23 protein-coding genes and 2 pseudogenes are annotated in these 19,724 nt (G+C 47.4%); 9 read left to right on the top strand and 16 right to left on the bottom strand.

Annotation, left to right across the window (positions count from 1 at the left end):
- Positions 1-7: 7 nt before the first annotated feature.
- Positions 8-856 carry a DUF3179 domain-containing (seleno)protein gene (locus tag HRE53_RS13450; RefSeq protein WP_235106810.1) on the bottom strand — a complete coding sequence of 283 codons (849 nt, stop codon included), beginning with the start codon at positions 854-856 and terminating at the stop codon, positions 8-10.
- 122 nt (positions 857-978) lie between these two features.
- On the opposite strand from HRE53_RS13450, the gene HRE53_RS13455 reads away from it, so the two are divergent.
- Complete coding sequence (locus HRE53_RS13455) at positions 979-1,638, top strand: TetR/AcrR family transcriptional regulator (protein WP_235106811.1); 660 nt, start codon at positions 979-981, stop codon at positions 1,636-1,638.
- Between the two features lie 38 nt (positions 1,639-1,676).
- On the opposite strand, the gene HRE53_RS13460 is transcribed toward HRE53_RS13455, so the two are convergent.
- The 6 genes from HRE53_RS13460 to HRE53_RS13485 form a co-directional block, all read right to left on the bottom strand.
- Positions 1,677-2,264 (bottom strand): NADPH-dependent FMN reductase, encoded by a 588-nt coding sequence (locus tag HRE53_RS13460; RefSeq protein WP_315876595.1) that lies wholly within the window; start codon positions 2,262-2,264, stop codon positions 1,677-1,679.
- A 111-nt stretch (positions 2,265-2,375) separates the two neighbouring features.
- Positions 2,376-3,164, bottom strand: coding sequence for a GNAT family N-acetyltransferase (locus HRE53_RS13465; protein ID WP_235106813.1), 789 nt, complete (start codon positions 3,162-3,164; stop codon positions 2,376-2,378).
- A gap of 138 nt (positions 3,165-3,302) precedes the next feature.
- Positions 3,303-4,115, bottom strand: a complete 813-nt coding sequence (locus tag HRE53_RS13470) for an FkbM family methyltransferase (protein WP_235106814.1) — start codon at positions 4,113-4,115, stop codon at positions 3,303-3,305.
- A 174-nt stretch (positions 4,116-4,289) separates the two neighbouring features.
- Positions 4,290-4,835 (bottom strand): DUF4269 domain-containing protein, encoded by a 546-nt coding sequence (locus HRE53_RS13475; protein WP_235106815.1) that lies wholly within the window; start codon positions 4,833-4,835, stop codon positions 4,290-4,292.
- A 116-nt stretch (positions 4,836-4,951) separates the two neighbouring features.
- Positions 4,952-5,404 carry a DUF6714 family protein gene (locus HRE53_RS13480; protein ID WP_235106816.1) on the bottom strand — a complete coding sequence of 151 codons (453 nt, stop codon included), beginning with the start codon at positions 5,402-5,404 and terminating at the stop codon, positions 4,952-4,954.
- Between the two features lie 32 nt (positions 5,405-5,436).
- Entirely contained in the window at positions 5,437-5,736 is a 300-nt protein-coding gene (locus tag HRE53_RS13485; RefSeq protein WP_212663897.1) for a DUF6958 family protein, read from the bottom strand.
- A 300-nt stretch (positions 5,737-6,036) separates the two neighbouring features.
- On the opposite strand from HRE53_RS13485, the gene HRE53_RS13490 reads away from it, so the two are divergent.
- Complete coding sequence (locus HRE53_RS13490; protein ID WP_235106817.1) at positions 6,037-7,206, top strand: FIST signal transduction protein; 1,170 nt, start codon at positions 6,037-6,039, stop codon at positions 7,204-7,206.
- Between the two features lie 9 nt (positions 7,207-7,215).
- Entirely contained in the window at positions 7,216-8,901 is a 1,686-nt protein-coding gene (locus tag HRE53_RS13495) for a bifunctional diguanylate cyclase/phosphodiesterase (protein ID WP_235106818.1), read from the top strand.
- Positions 8,902-8,956: 55 nt separating this feature from the next.
- Here HRE53_RS13495 and HRE53_RS13500 read toward each other — a convergent pair whose 3' ends face one another.
- The 6 genes from HRE53_RS13500 to HRE53_RS13525 form a co-directional block, all read right to left on the bottom strand.
- Positions 8,957-9,325, bottom strand: coding sequence for a DOPA 4,5-dioxygenase family protein (locus tag HRE53_RS13500; RefSeq protein ID WP_315875714.1), 369 nt, complete (start codon positions 9,323-9,325; stop codon positions 8,957-8,959).
- 59 nt (positions 9,326-9,384) lie between these two features.
- Positions 9,385-9,981 (bottom strand): DUF6151 family protein, encoded by a 597-nt coding sequence (locus tag HRE53_RS13505; RefSeq protein WP_235106820.1) that lies wholly within the window; start codon positions 9,979-9,981, stop codon positions 9,385-9,387.
- Between the two features lie 118 nt (positions 9,982-10,099).
- Positions 10,100-10,612 carry a DUF1993 domain-containing protein gene (locus HRE53_RS13510; protein ID WP_235106821.1) on the bottom strand — a complete coding sequence of 171 codons (513 nt, stop codon included), beginning with the start codon at positions 10,610-10,612 and terminating at the stop codon, positions 10,100-10,102.
- A gap of 140 nt (positions 10,613-10,752) precedes the next feature.
- Positions 10,753-11,232 (bottom strand): SRPBCC family protein, encoded by a 480-nt coding sequence (locus HRE53_RS13515; RefSeq protein WP_235106822.1) that lies wholly within the window; start codon positions 11,230-11,232, stop codon positions 10,753-10,755.
- Positions 11,233-11,445: 213 nt separating this feature from the next.
- Entirely contained in the window at positions 11,446-12,201 is a 756-nt protein-coding gene (locus tag HRE53_RS13520) for an SDR family NAD(P)-dependent oxidoreductase (RefSeq protein WP_235106823.1), read from the bottom strand.
- Between the two features lie 129 nt (positions 12,202-12,330).
- Complete coding sequence (locus HRE53_RS13525; RefSeq protein WP_235106824.1) at positions 12,331-13,515, bottom strand: aminotransferase class V-fold PLP-dependent enzyme; 1,185 nt, start codon at positions 13,513-13,515, stop codon at positions 12,331-12,333.
- A gap of 380 nt (positions 13,516-13,895) precedes the next feature.
- Between HRE53_RS13525 and HRE53_RS13530 the strand changes: the two genes are divergently transcribed.
- The 3 genes from HRE53_RS13530 to HRE53_RS13540 all read left to right on the top strand — a co-directional run bounded on the left by HRE53_RS13530 (position 13,896) and on the right by HRE53_RS13540 (position 15,446).
- Complete coding sequence (locus tag HRE53_RS13530; protein ID WP_235106825.1) at positions 13,896-14,357, top strand: hypothetical protein; 462 nt, start codon at positions 13,896-13,898, stop codon at positions 14,355-14,357.
- Positions 14,358-14,398: 41 nt separating this feature from the next.
- A complete protein-coding gene (locus tag HRE53_RS13535; RefSeq protein WP_235106826.1) occupies positions 14,399-14,881 on the top strand; it encodes a hypothetical protein in 483 nt (160 codons plus the stop codon).
- Positions 14,882-15,173: 292 nt separating this feature from the next.
- Complete coding sequence (locus tag HRE53_RS13540) at positions 15,174-15,446, top strand: hypothetical protein (protein WP_235106827.1); 273 nt, start codon at positions 15,174-15,176, stop codon at positions 15,444-15,446.
- Between the two features lie 53 nt (positions 15,447-15,499).
- Here the strand turns inward: HRE53_RS13540 and HRE53_RS13545 are convergent, their stop codons facing one another.
- On the bottom strand, positions 15,500-16,648 hold the full coding sequence (locus HRE53_RS13545; RefSeq protein ID WP_235106828.1) for a Fic family protein: 1,149 nt from the start codon (positions 16,646-16,648) through the stop codon (positions 15,500-15,502).
- 356 nt (positions 16,649-17,004) lie between these two features.
- Between HRE53_RS13545 and HRE53_RS13550 the strand changes: the two genes are divergently transcribed.
- Positions 17,005-17,739 carry an STAS/SEC14 domain-containing protein gene (locus HRE53_RS13550; protein ID WP_212663911.1) on the top strand — a complete coding sequence of 245 codons (735 nt, stop codon included), beginning with the start codon at positions 17,005-17,007 and terminating at the stop codon, positions 17,737-17,739.
- A gap of 43 nt (positions 17,740-17,782) precedes the next feature.
- Here HRE53_RS13550 and HRE53_RS13555 read toward each other — a convergent pair.
- Positions 17,783-19,022 (bottom strand): annotated as a pseudogene (locus tag HRE53_RS13555) (IS256 family transposase).
- 216 nt (positions 19,023-19,238) lie between these two features.
- Positions 19,239-19,394 (bottom strand): hypothetical protein, encoded by a 156-nt coding sequence (locus HRE53_RS13560; RefSeq protein ID WP_235111295.1) that lies wholly within the window; start codon positions 19,392-19,394, stop codon positions 19,239-19,241.
- On the opposite strand from HRE53_RS13560, the pseudogene HRE53_RS13565 reads away from it, so the two are divergent.
- Positions 19,394-19,486 (top strand): annotated as a pseudogene (locus HRE53_RS13565) (DUF4952 domain-containing protein); the annotation flags it as partial. The gene HRE53_RS13560 and the pseudogene HRE53_RS13565 sit on opposite strands and share 1 nt — an antisense overlap.
- A 27-nt stretch (positions 19,487-19,513) precedes the next feature.
- Positions 19,514-19,723, top strand: a complete 210-nt coding sequence (locus HRE53_RS13570) for a hypothetical protein (RefSeq protein WP_235111297.1) — start codon at positions 19,514-19,516, stop codon at positions 19,721-19,723.
- The last annotated feature ends 1 nt before the right edge of the window (position 19,724 follow it).

A 19,724-nucleotide genomic window follows, 5' to 3' on the forward strand; every position in this document is an offset into this window, starting at 1 on the left:
TAAGGCATTAGATCACTGGCTTCTGCTCTAAACCGTAAATACTGCATTGAGGGAATGTCAGCGCAAAACCATACCAGCGGAGGAAGTATTGTAGGGGGCGAGTTCCGTCTGTCCAGGCTGCACGGGGAACGCGATCTATTGGGTTGAGCGATACCTGTAACGTTTGCCCATTCCATTCATCGGTGACCTGCTGTTCAATCCCGACGTGGGGATAGAAACGAGCTATCCCATCTACTACAACCCCCAAACCCATCGTCATTCTGGGTAATCGTGGATCTTCGGCAGCCATAGTTTGGGTAAACAGCTTCGGTAAATAGCCTGTTTGCCCGAAGGTCCACTGGCCGAAGCGCATCACTCGTCGAAAAATGGGACGCTGATGCGATCGCAAAATCCGTAACTCGGGTTCTTGCCGACGGGCCGCCGCCACAGTGGTCATTTCCAGACTCCAAGCATCCAGCTGAGTCCCTTCTAAGGGACCATAGACCGCTTGCCCGGTAATGTGGTCCCAGTAGGTGCCCGTCTCATCATCCGTGAGAATAGCAACCCCGTTGTACAGTCCCCCCACCTGGAAATGATAGCGTTGCCCCTCCACTACAGGCGTTAGCCCAACACCGCTATGACAAACCCCACAAAATGAAACGATGTAAGGCTGATCCGCCAACGTTCCTTGAGCCAGATGGTGATACGCCATTTCTTGCAATAACAGAGCGCGTCGTTGACCTTGCCGTTCAAATACAATTAGCTCAGCAGTGTCCGGTAGTCGGGTGGATGCAATGGATATCCCTGCATCAATGACCTCAAAACGCTGAAATAGGTCGGGCTGCTTTTGCAAGCGACTAGGATCGAAGTGAGACATGCTCTAACTCCTTAGCAAGAAGATGATGACTTAATTAAACACTTGTTTAGTTAGGCTATCGCTGCTGAATGGAGCTGTCAAGTTTTACGCTAGTGCTCATGACTGTGACGAAGGATATGTGAATGGCGCGTCTTGATCCAAAGCCGAACTCTGCTCAAAAGGGGAAGCAGAAACGGGATGCTGCAGCCACAAAAGCTCGGATTTTGGAAGCGGCAACGGAAGAGTTTGCTAAGTATGGATTAGCAGGGGCGCGCACGGCTGCGATCGCAACCCAAAGCCAAGTCACAAAAGCCCTGCTATGCTACTACTTCACCAATAAGGAAACCCTCTATCGGTCAGTATTACAGCGGCTAGTCAGTGACATTAATGCAGCCTTTCAACCCACAGATTGGGATATGCAAACCCCAGCACAAGCATTGGCGTCGATGATCCGGGCCTACATTGCCTTTGAGGCTCAAAACCGATGGCATGGCATGTTGTGGTTTCAGGAAGCGATCCAGAATCAAGGTCGGTATGGAGAAGAGACGGGGTGGCAGGCAGGCTTTCAATCGATGGTGAGTGTCTTAGAACAAGGGATGGCAATAGGTCAGTTTCGCCCGCTCGATCCGTTTTTGACGGCGATCAATATCTTGGGAGTCTGTTCGTTTTATTTTGACGCCCACGAGAACTTGAAATATCTGGACTCCCAACAACAGCTGTTAAGTCCCGAAATGGTGGAGCGGCAGACGGAAGAAGTGGTGCGTTTGGTTCTAGCTGGAGTTTCCGCAGGCCCCGAGGTATAAAGCCTTAGGGGGGCATGTAGGTGACGATGATGCAGGGATTACGGGGATAGTTTTGCAGTTACGGTGGCAAGCTTAGTTGCGATCGCACCTACGGCATCTACTTGTTTCTCATCGACTAAATTGCCCTGATCATCAAAGGCTTGATACGCACGCGGAATCGCCTTTTGTTCAGGAATCACTAGCACTCCAATCCCTTCTAAAATGGCACGCACATGGACTAGCCCCCGCATACCTCCTAAGGCTCCCGGTGAGGTTGCTAAAAGTGCGGCGACTTTACCCTTAAAGCAATTGAGGCCCATGGGTGTATCCTTCGGCTCAGGGCGGGAAGCCCAATCGATGGCATTTTTGAGCAGGGGTGTGATGGAACCGTTGTATTCAGGACAGGAGATTAGAAAACCCTGGTGACTTTTGAGGAGTGCCTTAAACTGCAGCACTGACTCTGGAAGACCGTCTTTGGCTTCCAAATCCTCATTAAATAAGGGCATGGGATAATCCAGCAGATCGATCAGGGTGACCTCAACGCCAGCACCCGTCGCCCCCGCAGCAGCAATCTTGACCAGTTTTTTATTGAAAGATTCAAGACGGGCACTACCGGCAAAAGCCAGAATTTTAATGGGGGATGACATCATTTCTCTTCCACAAACTAAAAAGTTTCAAGAGTGCCACTCCTTAATGTGAATTTGATTCAGAAGTAGCGAGGCGCTCGTAATGTAACAGACCTCAAATCTACCTGTCTTCTAATTCCTTGGCAAAATTGTTGAAATCTTGCGATTGAGAACCCACAACTGGTCGACTTCAATAAAGCCTAGCTTGCGAGCTAAGTTCTGCGATGCGGTATTACTTTGGACTGCCCCCCAAACTGCTGTCTGGGAACGTTGAGCCATGATTTGCATCATGCTTAAGACTGCTGCTGATGCAAACCCCCGGCGACGATGAGTTGCGACTGTATCAATGGATATATCCCAGAGTGTCTCAGTTTCTGAGGCAACATAGGCAAAAGAAACTGGGAGGTCACCGTCGAGAGCTGCCAAAATTTCCTGACCCTCTGTTTCTACATCAGCTAGCTCATCTCTTAATTCAGACTGTAGGTGCGATAAGGCAACCACTTCTCCTCTGGTTAATACACGACAAGGGTGACCAGGCTCGGGTATAGATCCAGTTGGTGCTTTGAAAAGCGTTGCTAATTCTGCGTCAAAATGTTGTAGATGTTTTCTCGCATAATGAATATGCTCTGGAAATGCTAGCAGTTCCTCACACGCTTTGGCAGCTGCATGTATCGCTGTGGGGGCAGGTTCACCGACGATAGCACCCAAGTCATCTTCTCCACTCCAGACGACGAAGTTCCTGCAATCGTCGCCAATACATGAAGAATCGGACCAGGCCAAAAGGTCCCGAGTTTCGACCCATCGTGGTTTATCCGGTAGTGCGTTTCGGTATCTGAGCTTCAGCTCGTTGTGCATGATCAAGGTGTTGGATGGAGAGGTGTTAGGTTGCGATGGCCACAGGCCGGTTGGAAACCATCGCAACTATGCTCCAGTTTAATCTTGACGAGCTATGGATCACCCTCCAGCTCCAGCGTCTAAGCAAGAGCAGGTTCCATTTGGACTTCACAATATTCAGTCCCTTCTCGTGCAGGGCGGATGGCGTACAGCATATCGGATGATTTATTCGACCCTAATCCTCAAGACTCGACGGGCCTTATCTCTTATCTTTTGGCGGCGATCTTTATGTACCGCAAAATAGTTGGTTGTGCGGCGTGGGTAGAGATGACTCTCAAGGAAGCCCGTTTTAGTCAGTCCATTGTCGTTGTGGGCTAGACGGTTGGGCACAAGGATAGCGTAGTGGCGCTGATCGAAATAGTCAAAAAGGTCTTTCTTGGCATCACTGGCATCCGATGGGGCACTTTCAAACATGACCGTCGGCCTGCTTCTCGATAGAATGTCCACGGCTCCACGAAGCGCTCCCAGCTCGGCCCCTTCGATGTCGATCTTGATCACGTCAACTTCAGTATCCCTGGAGATTAGATTATCTAGTCGCTGGATCGGCACCTGGATTTCTCGGATCTGGGATAGGTTGGTAGGGCGGTTGATAGAGCTATAGCCTGTTTGCTGCAGGTCGATAAAAAACGCAATTTCACCTTCTTCTTCTCCCACTGCACAGGCATATATCGGGATGTGTGGGAACTTGTGTCGAAGCTTTTCTGCTTTCTCTGGGATGGCTTCTACGGCAATGATATTTACCGTTGCATCGTATCTTTGAACGGCTGAGGTGACGCTGCCAATATGGGCACCAATATCGAGAAATGTTTTGTTGGGGTCGCAGATTGAGCAAACCAACCGCCCGGCCAGCTGATCATTGGCAATGGTGCCTACCGCTTCTGACTGGGAAATCGCTGCCCGTAATAAATCGATTTTCTCCCTGGAGAACATTGCCAGGTCGCCGAACCAGTTGCCAAGAAGTACCTGCTTAATATTCATAGGGGCTGTCCCGTTATGCTCGGTTGCTACCTAGGGATAATTATACGGATGGTGGCTGATACTTCGGGTGAGAAAGCTTAGTTTGCCATATATGACGAGGTTGATTGGGGGGATTCTGAACGTCGGCCCCGTGCCCTTGCGCTATGGTGCCTAGAATGCCTTTTGCATGATGCATCATTGGAGTTTGGTGCTGATGAGATGTTTTAAGTTGCGATGGCCACAGGCCGGTTGGAAACCATCGCAACTCTGTTCCAGTTCCAGCATGGCGATATAGGGATCGCCCTCTAAGCCAAGGATTTGGGCAAAAGCAGGTTCCGTTTTGATGCCCTTTTGTTTGAGCTGCTGTACTGCAATTCTAAGTCTTGGCTCCAGTTCAAGCAGGCGTTGCTCTATTCTGAAATGGCGGACGCCCCACTGCTGTTCGGTCGGGATGGTTTGACAGAATAATTCGAGTTCCCATCCCATGGAATGGAATTGGACAATCACTGCAGGTAAATTTTGAGCGATAGAGTCGTAGCATCGATAGTCCTTCAGTTTGCCAAAATTCTGGTGAGAACAGCAGCGGAAGTGAGATAGATCCTTGGCCGAGCAAGCGATATCAATATCACTAGTAGAAATGTCGATACCTAAAGGCGGTGTTCCAATAATGCAAGGATTAAAGTCATGCAGAATGTTCAGTAAACCGAGACTCTCTATGACAAATTCAAAATCTGGATTCATTATTGAATCGCCTCATTGCGCGAATCATCGGAGTACTCTCAGTGCCCTAAATAGGGTTGTGGTTCATTACTGACTAAGAGAAGCAACAGATGTCTTGAGTATGGATTTTTGTTCGATTAGACCTTCCAATATTCACCTAGTGCCCTACGAATCACTGGGTATTCAAATTCATATTCTTCTTGCTCAAGACACCATTCCAGATACATAACAATGGCTTGCCTTTGCACAGTATTGAGTGCCGTTAACTTAGATTTTGCGTACTCATCTAGCTGCGTTAAATGAAACAGTGGATCATCTACATTATTTTCAAGACTGGCCACGATATAGGCTGGCAAATGAAATTTCATCCCCTCCGCATCAAAGAATGAAAGGCTGCTGTGACATCTCTGCAAATCCTCGCAGTTCAGTCGATTCCACGCTTCCTTTTCGTCCTTATCGCGATTTCTCTTCTGCTCTTCCTCTGTCGCGTAATCATCGATGGCTTGGGCTTCCCAGAGGCCAATACCAGCACCAAGCATCACTTCAGCAAATGCAAGCTTTATATTGTTCACGACGATTTCTTTATCCATGAAGCTTTGGGGTCATCAGAATTGCATGCAAGCTATACCTTGTACCAGCGTAAGGGCTTCGTCTGTTCGCGAACGACACTGCCTTTCGCCTCCAGATCCAACTGCACCGTTTTAGCCCACCATCCTGACGTTTGACCCTGGGGAAACAGATCATCAGGGAGATGCGGTTTCACCTGCTGCTGAATTTCTTTTTGGGTCAGCCCCGGTGACTGATTGGGGAGGATTTTTAGAAATGCCCCTTTCATCGCCCCATACTTGGCGGCATTGACCCGAGTCACTTGTCCTGGAACATTGATATTTTCGACTTCTATTTTCTCGTCTTGGTTAGCCATGTAGTTAACCCTAAGCAAACCCTCTTTGCCCAACAATTTGCCACCACTATAGGTGAAGTCTACGACTGTTATGACTCATAGCTGAGTTACCACAAATCTATCAAACTTTAGCAAGTCAAATCGCAAGGGAAAAATAAAGGTCAGGAATCACCTAACACTTAACGATTGTGGCTGACAGAATAAGAACGATAGAAATAGTTGAGGCTTTTCCTATGACAATAGTTTGTCAGATTGATGAATGGCCTCTGTCATTGGAGTAAGCTGGTTTATAGGATCGGCTAACGTCAGAAATGCTCAGTAATGAGAACCTTTTCGCCCTTAGAAAATGAAGAACAGACTACCGGAACATTGAGCTATGACCGGATTAATGGCTGGTCGAAACCTTTCCCAAGCTTAGATTCTAAAAATACGCTGGTTGTTGTGTTCGCTGCCCATGAATACTGTGATGCACCAGAACCATTATTAGAAATCTGCAATTATTTTCCAGAATCGAAGATTATCGGCTGTAGTTCGCCAGTTGTGATCTGTGATGGCTTGTTGCTCGAAGGTGCGATCGCAGTCGGTATCATCCGTTTTGAGAACACCCAAATCCGACTTTTTTCTGCATCAGTCAATGCTTTTGAGGAGTCTCATGCAGCGGGCCAACAGCTTGGCGAACAATTGACGGATCCTGACCTGAAAGGCGTTCTGATGTTTGCCGATGGCGTTACTACAGAAGCAACAGAGTTAGTGCGAGGTTTGCAGGAACGATTGCCGCCAGATGTGACTATTGCTGGCGGTTTGGCCAGCGGTCATACCCTTGACGATACCTGGATGCTTTGTGACGGAGAACTCAAACGCTTTCATGCCTGTGCCGTGGGCTTTATTGGCAACAGGGTGGAACTGACGCGAGCAACCGGAGGGGGGTGGCGCTTGATCGGCACAGAATGTCAGGCGACGCGGACCGCAGGTCGGACCTTATTCGAACTAGATGGTGAACCCGCCCATGATGTTTACCAGCGACAGGTGGGCAGGGAAATGGGGTTCGGGTTGCACGAGTCGTCTACGCGCTACCCTTTAACCCTTCGGCTACCGAACCTGGAAATGCAGATTGTTCGCGACGTCAACACCGTGGATGAAGTCTCTGGTGCGATTGAATTGGCAGGTGATATTCCGGAAGGTGTGACTGTGCAAGTGATGACCACGACGGCAGACGAAATTCTGGATGGTGTCGACGAAGCGATCGAGCGCATGCGGAGCAAAACAATCCTGCCCCACAACAACGCTCTCGCCATTTGTGTGAGCTGTGCGGGCCGACGCACGGTACTGCTAGATAAAACAAGGGAAGAAGCGGCCCTTGCCTACGATGGTTTGGGGCATGGGATTCATCAAATCGGCATGTATGCCTTCGGAGAAATCTCAACGACATCATCGGGGCCGCCCCAGGTTCACAATGAGACCCTGACCATGGGGCTAATACGAGAGTATTAGGGACTGACCATGCCAACCCAACCCTTATCTGATAAAAGCTCTAACCTACTCAACCGTATGCTTCAGCGACTAATGCGTCGTCAAGGTGTAGCGGTTGATAAAATTCCTGATTTTGCCGGCTGGACCAATTTTGTCTTAGCGGTCGATCAAACCATCAAAGAGTTCAGTGCCAATCGCGAACTTTTAGAACAGTCGGTGCAGTCAACGTCACTCAAGCTCAAGCAAGCCTACGAAGATCTAAAAACTGAATCCAGCTTACGGCTGGCCCAAGCAGACTTACACCAGCGGGAACTAGAGCATTTGGTGCAGGAAAGAACTGCTGAGCTACAAACAGCCCAGCTCCACCTAGAACAAATCAATCAGAGACTGGAGTATGATGCCACCCACGACGACTTAACGGGGTTGGCCAATCGCAACCAACTCATGCGGGAATTGAATCGGTATGTGGCTAAGCTTGCTACGGATGCAGATCTGGGGCTGTGCTTTTTCTTTATCGACTTCGACCGTTTCAAGCAAATTAATGACCGGTTCGGCCACCTGATGGGTGACAAAGTGTTGATTCAGGTGGCCAATCGTTTATCAACATTGGTGGGCGATACAGCCTGCTTTGCTCGTTTGGGGGGTGACGAATTTGTGTTGCTGATGGGGCAACTTCAGGAAGCTGAAGCGATTAAACTCGCCCAGAAAATGACCGCTGCGTTTGCTCAACCCATTCGAATTCGCGATACCGAGATTCCTCTGTCTGCGAGCGTGGGTATCGTCTTAGCGGATGCATCTTACCAGTCTGCGGACGACGTCGTTCGTGATGCCGATATTGCCATGTATCGCGCGAAGGCAACCGGTAATTGCTATCAACTCTTTGACGAAGAGATGCGAACAGAGTACTTGGAACGACTTGAGCTAGAACGAGAATTAGAAATCGCTGTGCGTGAGCAACAGTTCTGCATCAATTTTGAGCCGATTGTGGACACCACCAAGTCCGGCATTTTCTCGATGGAGTCTTTGGTGCGATGGATTCATCCTGAAAAAGGCATGATTGCGCCCGGTCGCTTTATTCCCCTTGCAGAAGAGTTGGGGCTGGTCATAGACATTGACCGAATTGTGTTTGAGCAAACCTGTCAGCAGTTTCACCAGTGGCGAGAGAATGGCATTGCCAGCCCCCATCAAAAGTTTAATGTGAACCTTGCCTGTGGTCAGCTAGAACGATCCGATCTCATCCCCTTTCTCCTGAGCACCATTGATATATCCGATCTCAGTCCCCATGACATTGTGTTGGAAATTACTGAGAGTTACTTGCTCGCAGACTCGGGGCTGGTGATGAAGAATCTGAATGATATGAACAAGCTAGGATTCCGCATTTTTGTTGATGATTTTGGGACAGGCTATTCGTCCCTGAGCTATCTCGCTAAGTATCCCATCCACGGCATTAAAATCGATCAGAGTTTTGTCAAAGATTTGGCAGACAGCCCGGAGAGCAAAGAGTTGATTCGCTCGATGATCGCTATGGCCGATGCCTTGAATCTGCAAGTGGTGACTGAAGGGGTAGAAACCCTAGAGCAATTGCATGTGATTACAGAGCTGGGATGCTGCTATATTCAAGGCTTCTTATTTACGCGTCCCATGACTGTCCTGCAGGCAGAAGCATTTTTAGTGGATCAGCCGTATCGTGAGTTAGGTGCGATCGCAACTGAGTAACCCCAGAAACCAGAATATACGTGAACCATCTCACCGTAATTCCCAAGTCTGTAATCTACTCTTCGACACCAAAGATCGATAGATTTAGCGGAACAGCCTCCCCTAGCCAAGATGCATGGATGGTGTGATCTGCTAGATCATTCCCCGTGAGGGCATGGACAAAGACCGTCAACTCATTCTGATTGGCTTCCAGCCAGGGGATGAGTTGATCAAACTGATCTTTGGTAAAGGAAAGCTGACAGCTCCATCGAGGATGTGGCCCCACCAACTTTTGATGAACGCGCCCCACTTGGATTCCCCATAGCTCGCCTGCTTTATGACAAATGGACGATGCCACCGCCACCGAGTCTTGATCGAAGTAGACATGGGCGTGGTAGTGATCGTATGTGTTGGTGGGCCGTTTCGTCATGGGTGTTGTGGGCATCTAACGGGAGAACTTGCTCAACAAAATAGGATAAGTAGGTCTAATCTGTTTCCTATGGCCTAAACAGCATTCATCAGATCATCATATTCTTGAGAACTCAGTATTTTGGGAGTAACGATGGGTAGGCCAGAGTCAACCCTAAAGAAGGGGGTCTGTTTATAGCTGCCATCCAGGCGCGCCTTCAGGATCATCAGCAGATTACGCAGAATCGCTTTTAGCTGCCCAGTGGGTTTAGGTTTAGGGTCTTCTTTGGCACCCTTTGTATTCACGTAGGCGGGTTTGGTGTCGCAGATCTCATCCAGCTTGACATCAGCAGATTCCAAGCAATTATGAACCATACCCAGAAAAGACAGCGTATGGCTCGGTAATGTATTGCCAATGGGCGTGTTGCAACAAGTCGTATACCAGCGAAGTAGACCTGCTTCCGTCAGGCGCATACAGCCTAAATACTCAGTTCCTTGCGCAAAAGAGATATGCTTCGGGAGCATCTGCACGATCTCTGTACCCCCCTGATGATCGAGGATTTCATGGCTTCTGCCTAAGAAGTGAGCAAAAGCCTGACAATCCCGACAATAACAAATCAACCGATTGATCGATTCAGGTTTATTGATACTGCCTTGAACGTTCCCACACTTACATTGGATTGAATAGGTCATTGTCTACTTCTCCTAGTCAATGGGTTGATTATGGCCCTACAGCCTCAATCAGCAATATTGTCCTTGAATCTAACATGAGTTTTTCTAGCCCTTACGCTGTCTTGAATACAGTTAGGGTTTAGTCTTTTTTGACGAAGGGGGCCAAGTGCATCATGTAATCTCGTTTGCCAATGGGTACCCCCGCCATGCGGAGAATGTCGTAAGCCGTAACCAGATGGAAGTAGAAGTTTGGCATGAGAAATTCGTTGATATAGTCAATTCCCGACAGTTCGAGATAGAGACTGTCGCCTAGGTCAATGCGCGTGATTTCAGCTAGTTTTTGATCTTCAACGCTAATGTCCACCAGCATGGTTTGAGTCTTGGCGATGTGCTCGTAAGCCTGGGTGAGAGCGGTAACCTCTGGATCGAGATTATTGGCAGGTTTCCCTTCACTCCACAGGACAAAGTTGCGGGGTTGATTGCAGGTGAAGGCAATCTGGGTGCCGAAGGGCAGCATATCAGCCGCAATCTGCTTCTGCAGGAATGATTCGTCATCACTGAAATGCGTTTGCGCCGTCTTCAAAAGATGTTCGAGCGTTGCTAAGCGGCTTTGAAAGATGGTCTGAATTGAATCTATCGTCTGATTTGGCAAAGCGTGCTCCCTCCCAATTGATCCTGTGAACTGATGGGTTGGTGAAACCGTTTTTAGCCTAACGAAAATGCTAATAGGAGTGCTCGAAATAATTTCAAGGCCCCACTGAATACAAGGCTGAATGGTCTATTGTTGGGGCGTTATCGGCTTTGATCAATCTGTATTTTTGAGCGCTGTAAGACCTGGTTCATGTAGTTGCGCCACAAGAATTTCGCAATGATCCACAGCAGAGGATAAGCCAAGGGAGAGCGAGCGATGAAAGTGTAGCGCCATTGGATATCCGTGCCTGCTGATGGGGTTGGGCTAAACCACCATTCCCCCTCGGCAGAATGGATCAAAAATCTTAGGGAACTCGTAAATTGGCTAACGGTGTAGCTGAAGTAAGACGGATATTCATAGGTCGTCAGCTGTTCTTGAACAGAGCTGTGATCTGATAAATAAACGGTACGTGTTTCACCTGCTGTATTCCAGTCGCCCAGTTGTTTCTGAATGCTGACAACTGCAGGTAATGGTCCATAGCCAGTGAAAATGGAGGTCAGGTCGATAGGGACGATATGCTCAAAAGTCGACGTTAGATTTGCATGAACGGTTGTTTTTACTGTGGCTGAAAGTAGACTCATTCATTACTCCACAGCAGGGTGTGCTGTTCTCCGAGCGCTATTGGCCATTGCAACTTATGACATTTAACGTAACTCGCGGAGGGTATGGAAAAGGCAGACATGCTTAGTCTAAAACGTTGAGCATGGCCCATTCAGAGAGATTCAGTATTCTACCCTGGTTGTCCAAGGTATTAACTCGCCACTGCAAGGCAGAACCAGTATCCTGTATTACCCCTACGTTAGATTGAGCCCGCCATCGGCTAGCAAAATCTCGCCTGTGATGTAGTGACTGGCAATCAGCATCGAAGTGACTTGGGCGATCTCTTCGGGTTCTGCACCGCGACCCATTGGCGCTCTTTCTTGCCACAGTTCCCTGGCTGCCGTCCATTGCTGGCTCATGGGCGTGTTGACAAGACCGGGGGCAATGGCATTGACCCGAATCAATGGTGCCAAGCTCACTGCTAACAGCTTGGTCATGTGACTCAAGGCGGCTTTACTGGTGGCATAGGGAATGGAGGCTCCCTTGGGGCGAATCCCTGCATGGGAGCTAATATTGACAATGCAGCTCGGACAGTCCTGACTGGCAGACTGGCGCAATGCTGCTTCAGCTTCTGTAATTAAGATCCAGGGAGCAATCACGTTGACCTCGTTCAGCTCCCGCCAGATGTCTGGGGAGGCTTGTTTTAAGTCAGCATGGGGAATCGTAGCGGTTATACCAGCGTTGTTCACTAAGACATCTAGCCGACCGTAATGGGACAGCACCTCAGTAATTAACTGACGAGTTTGATCTTGATCCGAGAGATCGGCTTGAACATAGGTCGCACCTGAATGTTCTGCTGCTAATGCTCGGCCCACCGTCACGGAAGACTTGGAATGGAATGCGACGGCGAAGTTGTCTTGGGCGAGACGAGTTGCGATCGCTTTACCAATACCTGACGTAGAACCCGTCACCAGAGCAACTCTTCGGTTATGGGTTTGTTTTGGAGTCATCCTTACTGCCTCTGCATTTTACGATTCAGGATAGAAACTGTTACTCGATTACTCAGTTGGCCTAGGGAGTAGTGTTCTAGCAAAATGTGGGATTGGTAATCTATCCCTGTCGCTTTGGAATCGGTGCTGTTAGGTTAGGGCTTGGTCAATCGCCTGTACGAGCTGCTCTAATTCGGATTCCAAAGTCAAATAATGGACACAAGCTCTGACGCAGTTAGGATCTGCAATCAGACGCACCATAATTTTTTGGCTTTCAAGCTGTTGGACAAAAGGACGATGATTATTATTGAAGCCTTCAATTTGGAAAGCGACTAAACCGGACTCCGGTGCTGTAGTGCGTAAACAAGTAATTTTCGGCAGGGTGCTGAGCATCTCCCATAAAATTCGACTGAGATGCACAATGCGTTGATAGCGATCTGTCGGTGTTCCCCACTGTTCTTGTAGTGCAATGGCGGCGGTCAATCCCGGAAATAGCGGAAAGGCAGACGTTGCCACTTCATACCGACGGCCATCGGGTTTCCAGCCCGTGGGCTTACCCTGGGCATCCATATCAATCCCGCGCCAGCCGATAAAAGTGGGTTCCAACTGTGCTAATGAGGCAGGTCGAACATACAGCCCCCCTAAACCATCGGGACCGCAGAACCACTTATGACCGGTAAAGGCATAGAAATCTACATCTAACTCATCCACACTCAAGGGCAACACCCCGACAGATTGGGCGGCGTCCACTAAAATGGCCACGGTGGGTACGGCTTGTCGACAGGCGGCTGCCATTGCTTGGAGGGGTAAGACCTGACCCGTATTCCAAAGAATATGGCTCACCACAGCTAAACGGGTATTGGGCCGCAAATGCTTCACCATCACCGCAATTGGATCACCCTCATTCAAGGTCGCCATCAAGGGGAACGTTGACACTTCAACGCCATAGCGATGCTTGAGCTGTTGGGCGGTAGCGATGATACCAGGATGTTCACAGTCGGACAATAAAATGTGATCGCCAGGCTGCCAGTTAAACCCCCACATGGCGATATTGCAGCCGCTGGAAACAGATTCCGTCAGGGTAATCGTGCTGGGAGAGACATTGAGTTGAGATGCGATCGCACATCTAGTACCCTCAACTTTCTCGGTCATCCAAGTTAGTGCCCCCCCGGTAAACGGGCCAAGCTCTTGCATTTGGGTATAGGCAGACTGAATGGCAGTGAAGGCAGGAGTTGGTAGGGGGCCTTGACCACCGTGGTTGAAGTACAGCTTGTTCGCTAAAGCGGGAAATTGCTGTCGATGTACTTCTAGAGAATGCTGCTGATCGGAGGTCATACCTATCCTTAGGGTTCAGGTCACAAGGCCAGCTTACTAGCCTTTGCTATTCTGCCTGATTTTGTCATCCCAGTAGGCTTGCTTTCTGAGAAAAGTCTGACCGTGCTAAACAATTGTCACAAATGAATCCTTAACTTAGAAACAAAGCAAGCTGGGATAGCAGCATAGTTCCTATTCTGATAAGTGAATTAAACTTTCTTACACTATTTCAATAACACGAGAATATAGATTAACAGTCTGATATTTATTGGAAGGTATTGATGTTTGAACTGAAACAATACCTAACAAACTTGAAAACTTTGAAATCATTATGTAGCAATTGTTGATATTGCTGTAGTGAAATGGGCAAGATAAAGCAGATATTCCCTGAAATATAGACAATGAAATTTAAAATAAATAGATGGAAGAATTTCTTTTCATTGATTGGGATAAGTTCACTTACCCTTTTGACTATCGGATGTGGGCCTGATCTAAAAGCAATCGAGTGTCAAGTACTACGTGAGGCTCACCAAAAAGGTTTTGATAAAGCAATTTTCATTAGACCTTTTGGAATCTTGACCTATGATCACAGCATTGAAAAACAGATGGCATCAAGTTGGATAAGTTCAGCCCAAAACATAGCTAAACTTGAAATTTCAGATACAAAACTCAAAAAAATCCAGGGAGAGCTTATAGCTGCCTATCAGCATGCAGGAGAACAAACAAGCCAAGCTGCTGCTCTTATCCCTACCAATAATCAAGTTGATGAAGTCTTGAGTAACCAAATCGAAAAGTTTCGCCGCGGCTCCATAGGACAGATGGATCGACTCTCTCAGGATATTCACTTGTACTGTAAAAACTGATAAAGCATCAATTTGTCCGAAAGATATATTGCAAAAGCTGTATGACTAAACCAAACAACAAAAGAAATGGGACACAACCAGTTCAATGGATGAGTCTAATATTGCTGTTGTCAGTGCTGATAACAGGCTGTGGCCCTGACTTCAAAAGTCAATGTAACACGGTCAGCGAGACACTTTGGGAAACAATAAATAAACGCCGATTAATGGATAAAAATCGAACAGAAATACTAGATGAAGCTGAGAATTCTGTAAAGTTATCTGCAAAATTAAGGACTCTTGATATAAGAGACAGCAAACTTAAGAAATTAGTCAAAAGCACAGCTACTGCTTTTGATGAAGTAGCAGAAGCAAACCGTAAGCTTGCACAATATTCTGATGAAGATGGAACATTGAGCTACTATACAGAACGGCAACAGAAGCAGAAACAGAACGCTATAGTTACCCAACACAAACAAGCTAATGGGAAAATCCGAGAATCAGTGGATCAAATGGGTAATCATTGCGATTTCTACATTAGTTTCTAGAATACTAAAGAATATTAAGTTGAGTTTCTATTTAGAGTTCAATGTCACTGACATTGAACTCTAAATAGGATGCTATACGGCATCAGCAGTGTTGACGATTTAAGCCAGACATCCCCTCAACCATCGACACCCTTGTTGGGGGTATCGCCAAAACTTACCTTCAAGATTATGTGTCTCGATCATCATCAACCCGCCAGTCCATGAAGAGCAGGTTCTAGAAGTAGTACGCAATATCTTACGCAATCGTGCATTCGCTCCAGCGCTAGCGGAATATACCGGGGTAACCTCAGGCTTGCCTGTTGCCAAACTAGAGTATTGGGAAAGAACCTTCCGTTATGAAATTGAGCTAGCATCCTACTCACAACGGTTCTCGTTGAATAGCCGCCGTTTGCTCCCTTGGTTAGACTGTTGCAGTGGCGATGGATATCAGCGTGAAAAAGCATTGCGTGCCATCAAAGAAGGGGCACCTAATGTGTTCTTTTGTGCGCCGGTTCTGCGCCGGTTAGAATTTGACACCCTCAACAAAGGCCTCATGTTCTTAACCTTCCAAGCCGTATATTGGTAAATCTCCCGGATCAACTGTTTACCGCAATATCAAGAGTTAGATGAAGGTTACCGTTAGGAATCTTGAAAGACAGCTAAGTATGGTGCATAAGAAAATGCTCGATTGCGTTTTTGTCCAGTAATTTCTTGCAAAAGACCTATATTACTAAGATCTTTAACTAAAGTATTGGCATTAGGATATGAAAGATTGGTAACTGTCGTGGCATGTTCTACAGTAAAAATCGGTCTAAAATAAAGGCTCTCAAGCAAGGCAATCGCATTCCCTGATCTACGTCCCATCTCGCTCAGCACTAATTGGCGATGTTCTTCTTTTAAGCTGACTATTGTGCGAGCAGTCTTGGTCGCTTCCTGGGCGGCCTCATACACACCTTGTAAAAAGAATTTGAGCCAATTTTCCCAGCTGCCATTATCTCGAACAGCCTGGAGACAATCATAATATTCGGCACGATATTTCTTGAAATAGTATGAAATATAAAGCAAAGGACGTTGTAGGATATCCTGCTCACATAGCAATAAGGTAATGAGTAGTCGCCCTGTTCTGCCATTACCGTCAAGAAAAGGATGAATCGTTTCAAACTGAGCGTGGGCCAATCCAACCTTGATTAAGGTAGGCATGGGCAGTGTGCTATGTAAAAATTTCTCTAAATTATTTAGAGACTGGAGCATTTCATAGGGTGGTGGAGGGACATAGGTTGCTTCAGCTAAAGAACATCCTCCTGCACCAATCCAGTTCTGACTACGGCGAAACTCTCCAGGGTTCCGTTCAGCACCTCTCACTCCTTTCATTAACTCTTGGTGAATTTCTCGAACTAATCGCAAAGAGATGGGTAGTTCTTGAAGTCTCGCAAGACCATAATTAATTGCAGAGATATAATTTACGACCTCTTCTACCTCTTGAGGATTATCGGGCTCTAGAGCCTGAGATTCAAATTCTAAAACATCGATCAGTGATGCCTGGGTACCCTCAATTTGACTCGACAAAACGGCTTCTTTACGAACGTACATAAATACGAATAAATCTGGGTTTGGGAGCGCATCAGTTGCTCCGTCTAAGCGACCCAGCGCGCGATCTGCCTGAGATAGCAAATTCCACATATCCTGATCCATCATAATTTCAGGCACGGGTGGCAGAGGATTGGGTATGAATGCTCTATAACCCTCCAATTGTCTAATATATTGCCCTGCTCTGGAAGCTTCAATCATTGTTATCGGTTTCGATAATACTGAATCAATTATTGTGCTATATTATCGAAAATTATACTTTTCCGTTAATAAGATCGCTTTAATGAAAAGCCTTACGCTATATCTAGTGGCTTGTAAAAGAACCTGACACTACGTTGAGGCAGGTCGAGTGAAAACGGGCAATAGCTGTCTGCTGGCTGTCGAAAGCTATCTTGAATGGCAGGGTATTAATGTACTGAGCTGTTTGCCATCGCAATAGAGAATAAACTGATGTGGGTCTAACAGAGACTTGCAAGCAGAGCAGACAAGAGCATGCCATTCCATCGCTTCCTACGATAGCCTGTAAGCAATGCCACTCAAATAAAGGAGATTCTTCCGTGATTGAGTATCGTAATAACCCCACGAGTAACGTTGTTGAACTTATTGTTGAAGGCAAGATTACCGAGGCTGACTTAGATCAAACTATATCTCGGATGAAACTCGATATTTCCAGGCATGGCAAGCTCAAACTCCTGGAAGAAATTCGGAGCTTTGAGGGCATAGATCCTATTGCCTTGTGGAAAGATGCTCAGTTTGGCCTCAGCCATGTCAACGACTTTTCCCACGTTGCCGTTGTGGCAGAAGCAGAATGGGTGCGGACCATTGCTGCGGCGTCTGATAATATTCTGTCGGCTCAGGTCAAAGCTTTTTCTCCTTCTCAACATGAAGCAGCCCGAACCTGGTTACTGACAGCCCCTGAGCCGAGCCAAGCCTCCGGTATGACCTACCGCAGCAGCAGTGAGAGCAATGTCGTTGAAATCATTATCGAGGGCACCATTACCGCTGCCGACTTTGATCGAATTGTGCCTCAAGTTAAAGCGGATCTGGCCAAGCATGGAAAAGTGAAAGTTCTAGAAGAGATTCGTAGCTTTGAAGGCATGGACCCCATGGCCTTATGGAAAGATTTGCAGCAGGCCTATATGGTCAAAGATATTACCCATGTGGCCTTGGTGGCCGATGCCCAATGGATGCGAACAGTTGCAGAAGCGGTCAGCGCAATTTTTCCAGCGGAAATTAAAGCGTTTGAGCGATCGCAAATTGATTTAGCCCGAGTTTGGCTAGCAGCTGCGTAATATTAAAGAGAGTGTTTAGATTTTTGTGTAAGCCGTAACGTATTCAATAGTTGAATCGTGTTGGGAACAGAATAGCAAAATGGGACAGCGCCGCCTTCCAATTCAAAATCGGTCTGGTCCATCTCTTCGAGATATTCCTCATCGCCAGAAACATCAATTTGTAGACAGACTCTTCATTCGGGAAGACAGCTTTGGTCTTAATCACCTTTCGCAGTGAGCGATTGAGCGACTCAATGGCATTAGTGGTGTAGATAACCTTTCGGATGGCCATTGGGTACTTAAACAACGGAGCAATATTATCCCAATGCCGTATCCAGATTTGGCTGATGCCAGGATACGTCTGGTCCCATTTGTTGGCAAACGCATCCAAGGCAGCCTCAGATTCCTCCAAAGTGGCCGCTTGATAAATGGGCTTGAGGTCTGCAGCTACGGCTCGACTTTCCTTCCAAGGCACATGGCGCAAACTATTGCGAATGAGATGAACGATACAAACTTGAACTTGAGTATCGGGATAGACCGATTCAATCGCCTGGGGAAAGCCTTTGAGACCATCACAGCAAGCAATCAAGATATCCTGAGCGCCTCGGTTTTTAAGGTCTGTGAGCACTGAAAGCCAGAATTTTGCTCCCTCCCGCTCGGCAGCCCCTATCCATAATCCCAACAGCTCTTTGTTTCCCTCCACAGTTACCGCTAGCGCGACATAGACGGCTCGCTTGCTGACTTGGCCATTGACTTTGATGTTCACATACAGGGCATCGAGATAGACAATCGGATACACCTCATCCAATGGTCTTGAGCGCCAGTCTTTAACCTCCTCCATGACACTATTGGTGACGTCACTAATCAGACCCTCAGAGATATTGGCCCCATACAGCTCCACCAATTGAGACTCGAATATCACGAGTGGTCATGCCACGAGCATATAAGGCGATGATTTTCTCGTCGAGTCCCGCGATACGTCGCTGGCCTTTGGGCACGAGGACAGGCTCAAACTCACTGCAACGGTCGCGAGGAATCGATAGGTCCATCTCTCCTTGTTCAGTCTGGACGGTCTTTTTCGAGTAACCATTGCGACTGTTTCTAGGGCCATGAGAACGCTCATCGACGGAGGATTGATGCAGGTGATGAGTCAATTCACCTGCCAAGGCTCGTTCCACTAGGCGTTTGCTGAGTTGTTTGAGCAGTCCTGATTCGCCCAGAATATCCTCTGGCTGTGGATTCTCTCCAATGAGTTCATCCAATAGCTCATCAACTCGATTGGGTACTTGTTTCTTTCTAGACATGATGCGGTCTCCTGGTGTGTTTGGATTCTAGACCGCTTACACAAAACTCTGATCAGTCTCTATTAAAAGTCGCAAACCCTCACCCACTCAAGATTTGCTGAAACGAGAGTGCTAGGCTAGCATCGAGTCAATCCATCCGATCATTGGCTGGATCTATCGTTCGCTTCACTAGGAAAGATAAACCAGTGGCTATGCTTTTGATGCAGCCTAAAAGACTCAGTCGGCAATATTGGCAGTCGAGTCTCCTCCTGCTTTTAATGCTGCTAGGTCTTGTAGCTGATCAGGCAGATGCTCTGCAGCCCAATAAAGATCGTTATTCGACTCAAGGTTGTGGTGATTTTCTAGCCAGGTGGAATAAGAAACCATCAGCATTGAAGTTTATTCAATGTGAAACATGGGAACGTGCACAGGTTAGTACTCTCACATCTTCTTATACCGTCCAGGGAGCTGACGCTATAGAAATAGAGAAATTTCTGCAAAGACAATTTGGCATGACTCCCCTCCGCTTCCTCTGTTGTGGTTGGGAAGTTAGCCCTGCAAAAGGTGGAGTGTCTCCTCATTATGGACGTTATATAGATCCAGAGGGTGCTAAGTTTGAGGTCTCTATGTCTTCTGGAGAGACCCTATTAAACGGCCGTAGGGCTTGGCATAAGATTCCTGAATTTCATATTCAGATCACGACATACTTGGGGGAGTTTTAAG

It is taken from the genome of Acaryochloris sp. 'Moss Beach' (genome assembly GCF_021497025.1).
Lineage (GTDB): Bacteria > Cyanobacteriota > Cyanobacteriia > Thermosynechococcales > Thermosynechococcaceae > Acaryochloris > Acaryochloris marina_A.

Excerpts from the sequence above, each read along its gene's own strand:
- HRE53_RS13450 (WP_235106810.1), bottom strand. The coding sequence starts at position 856 with ATGTCTCACTTCGATCCTAGTCGCTTGCAAAAGCAGCCCGACCTATTT.
- HRE53_RS13455 (WP_235106811.1), top strand. The coding sequence starts at position 979 with ATGGCGCGTCTTGATCCAAAGCCGAACTCTGCTCAAAAGGGGAAGCAG.
- HRE53_RS13460 (WP_315876595.1), bottom strand. The coding sequence starts at position 2,264 with ATGTCATCCCCCATTAAAATTCTGGCTTTTGCCGGTAGTGCCCGTCTT.
- HRE53_RS13470 (WP_235106814.1), bottom strand. The coding sequence starts at position 4,115 with ATGAATATTAAGCAGGTACTTCTTGGCAACTGGTTCGGCGACCTGGCA.
- HRE53_RS13475 (WP_235106815.1), bottom strand. The coding sequence starts at position 4,835 with ATGAATCCAGATTTTGAATTTGTCATAGAGAGTCTCGGTTTACTGAAC.
- HRE53_RS13480 (WP_235106816.1), bottom strand. The coding sequence starts at position 5,404 with ATGGATAAAGAAATCGTCGTGAACAATATAAAGCTTGCATTTGCTGAA.
- HRE53_RS13485 (WP_212663897.1), bottom strand. The coding sequence starts at position 5,736 with ATGGCTAACCAAGACGAGAAAATAGAAGTCGAAAATATCAATGTTCCA.
- HRE53_RS13490 (WP_235106817.1), top strand. The coding sequence starts at position 6,037 with ATGAGAACCTTTTCGCCCTTAGAAAATGAAGAACAGACTACCGGAACA.
- HRE53_RS13495 (WP_235106818.1), top strand. The coding sequence starts at position 7,216 with ATGCCAACCCAACCCTTATCTGATAAAAGCTCTAACCTACTCAACCGT.
- HRE53_RS13500 (WP_315875714.1), bottom strand. The coding sequence starts at position 9,325 with ATGCCCACAACACCCATGACGAAACGGCCCACCAACACATACGATCAC.
- HRE53_RS13505 (WP_235106820.1), bottom strand. The coding sequence starts at position 9,981 with ATGACCTATTCAATCCAATGTAAGTGTGGGAACGTTCAAGGCAGTATC.
- HRE53_RS13515 (WP_235106822.1), bottom strand. The coding sequence starts at position 11,232 with ATGAGTCTACTTTCAGCCACAGTAAAAACAACCGTTCATGCAAATCTA.
- HRE53_RS13520 (WP_235106823.1), bottom strand. The coding sequence starts at position 12,201 with ATGACTCCAAAACAAACCCATAACCGAAGAGTTGCTCTGGTGACGGGT.
- HRE53_RS13525 (WP_235106824.1), bottom strand. The coding sequence starts at position 13,515 with ATGACCTCCGATCAGCAGCATTCTCTAGAAGTACATCGACAGCAATTT.
- HRE53_RS13530 (WP_235106825.1), top strand. The coding sequence starts at position 13,896 with ATGAAATTTAAAATAAATAGATGGAAGAATTTCTTTTCATTGATTGGG.
- HRE53_RS13535 (WP_235106826.1), top strand. The coding sequence starts at position 14,399 with ATGACTAAACCAAACAACAAAAGAAATGGGACACAACCAGTTCAATGG.
- HRE53_RS13545 (WP_235106828.1), bottom strand. The coding sequence starts at position 16,648 with ATGATTGAAGCTTCCAGAGCAGGGCAATATATTAGACAATTGGAGGGT.
- HRE53_RS13560 (WP_235111295.1), bottom strand. The coding sequence starts at position 19,394 with ATGCTGATGGTTTCTTATTCCACCTGGCTAGAAAATCACCACAACCTT.
- HRE53_RS13570 (WP_235111297.1), top strand. The coding sequence starts at position 19,514 with ATGACTCCCCTCCGCTTCCTCTGTTGTGGTTGGGAAGTTAGCCCTGCA.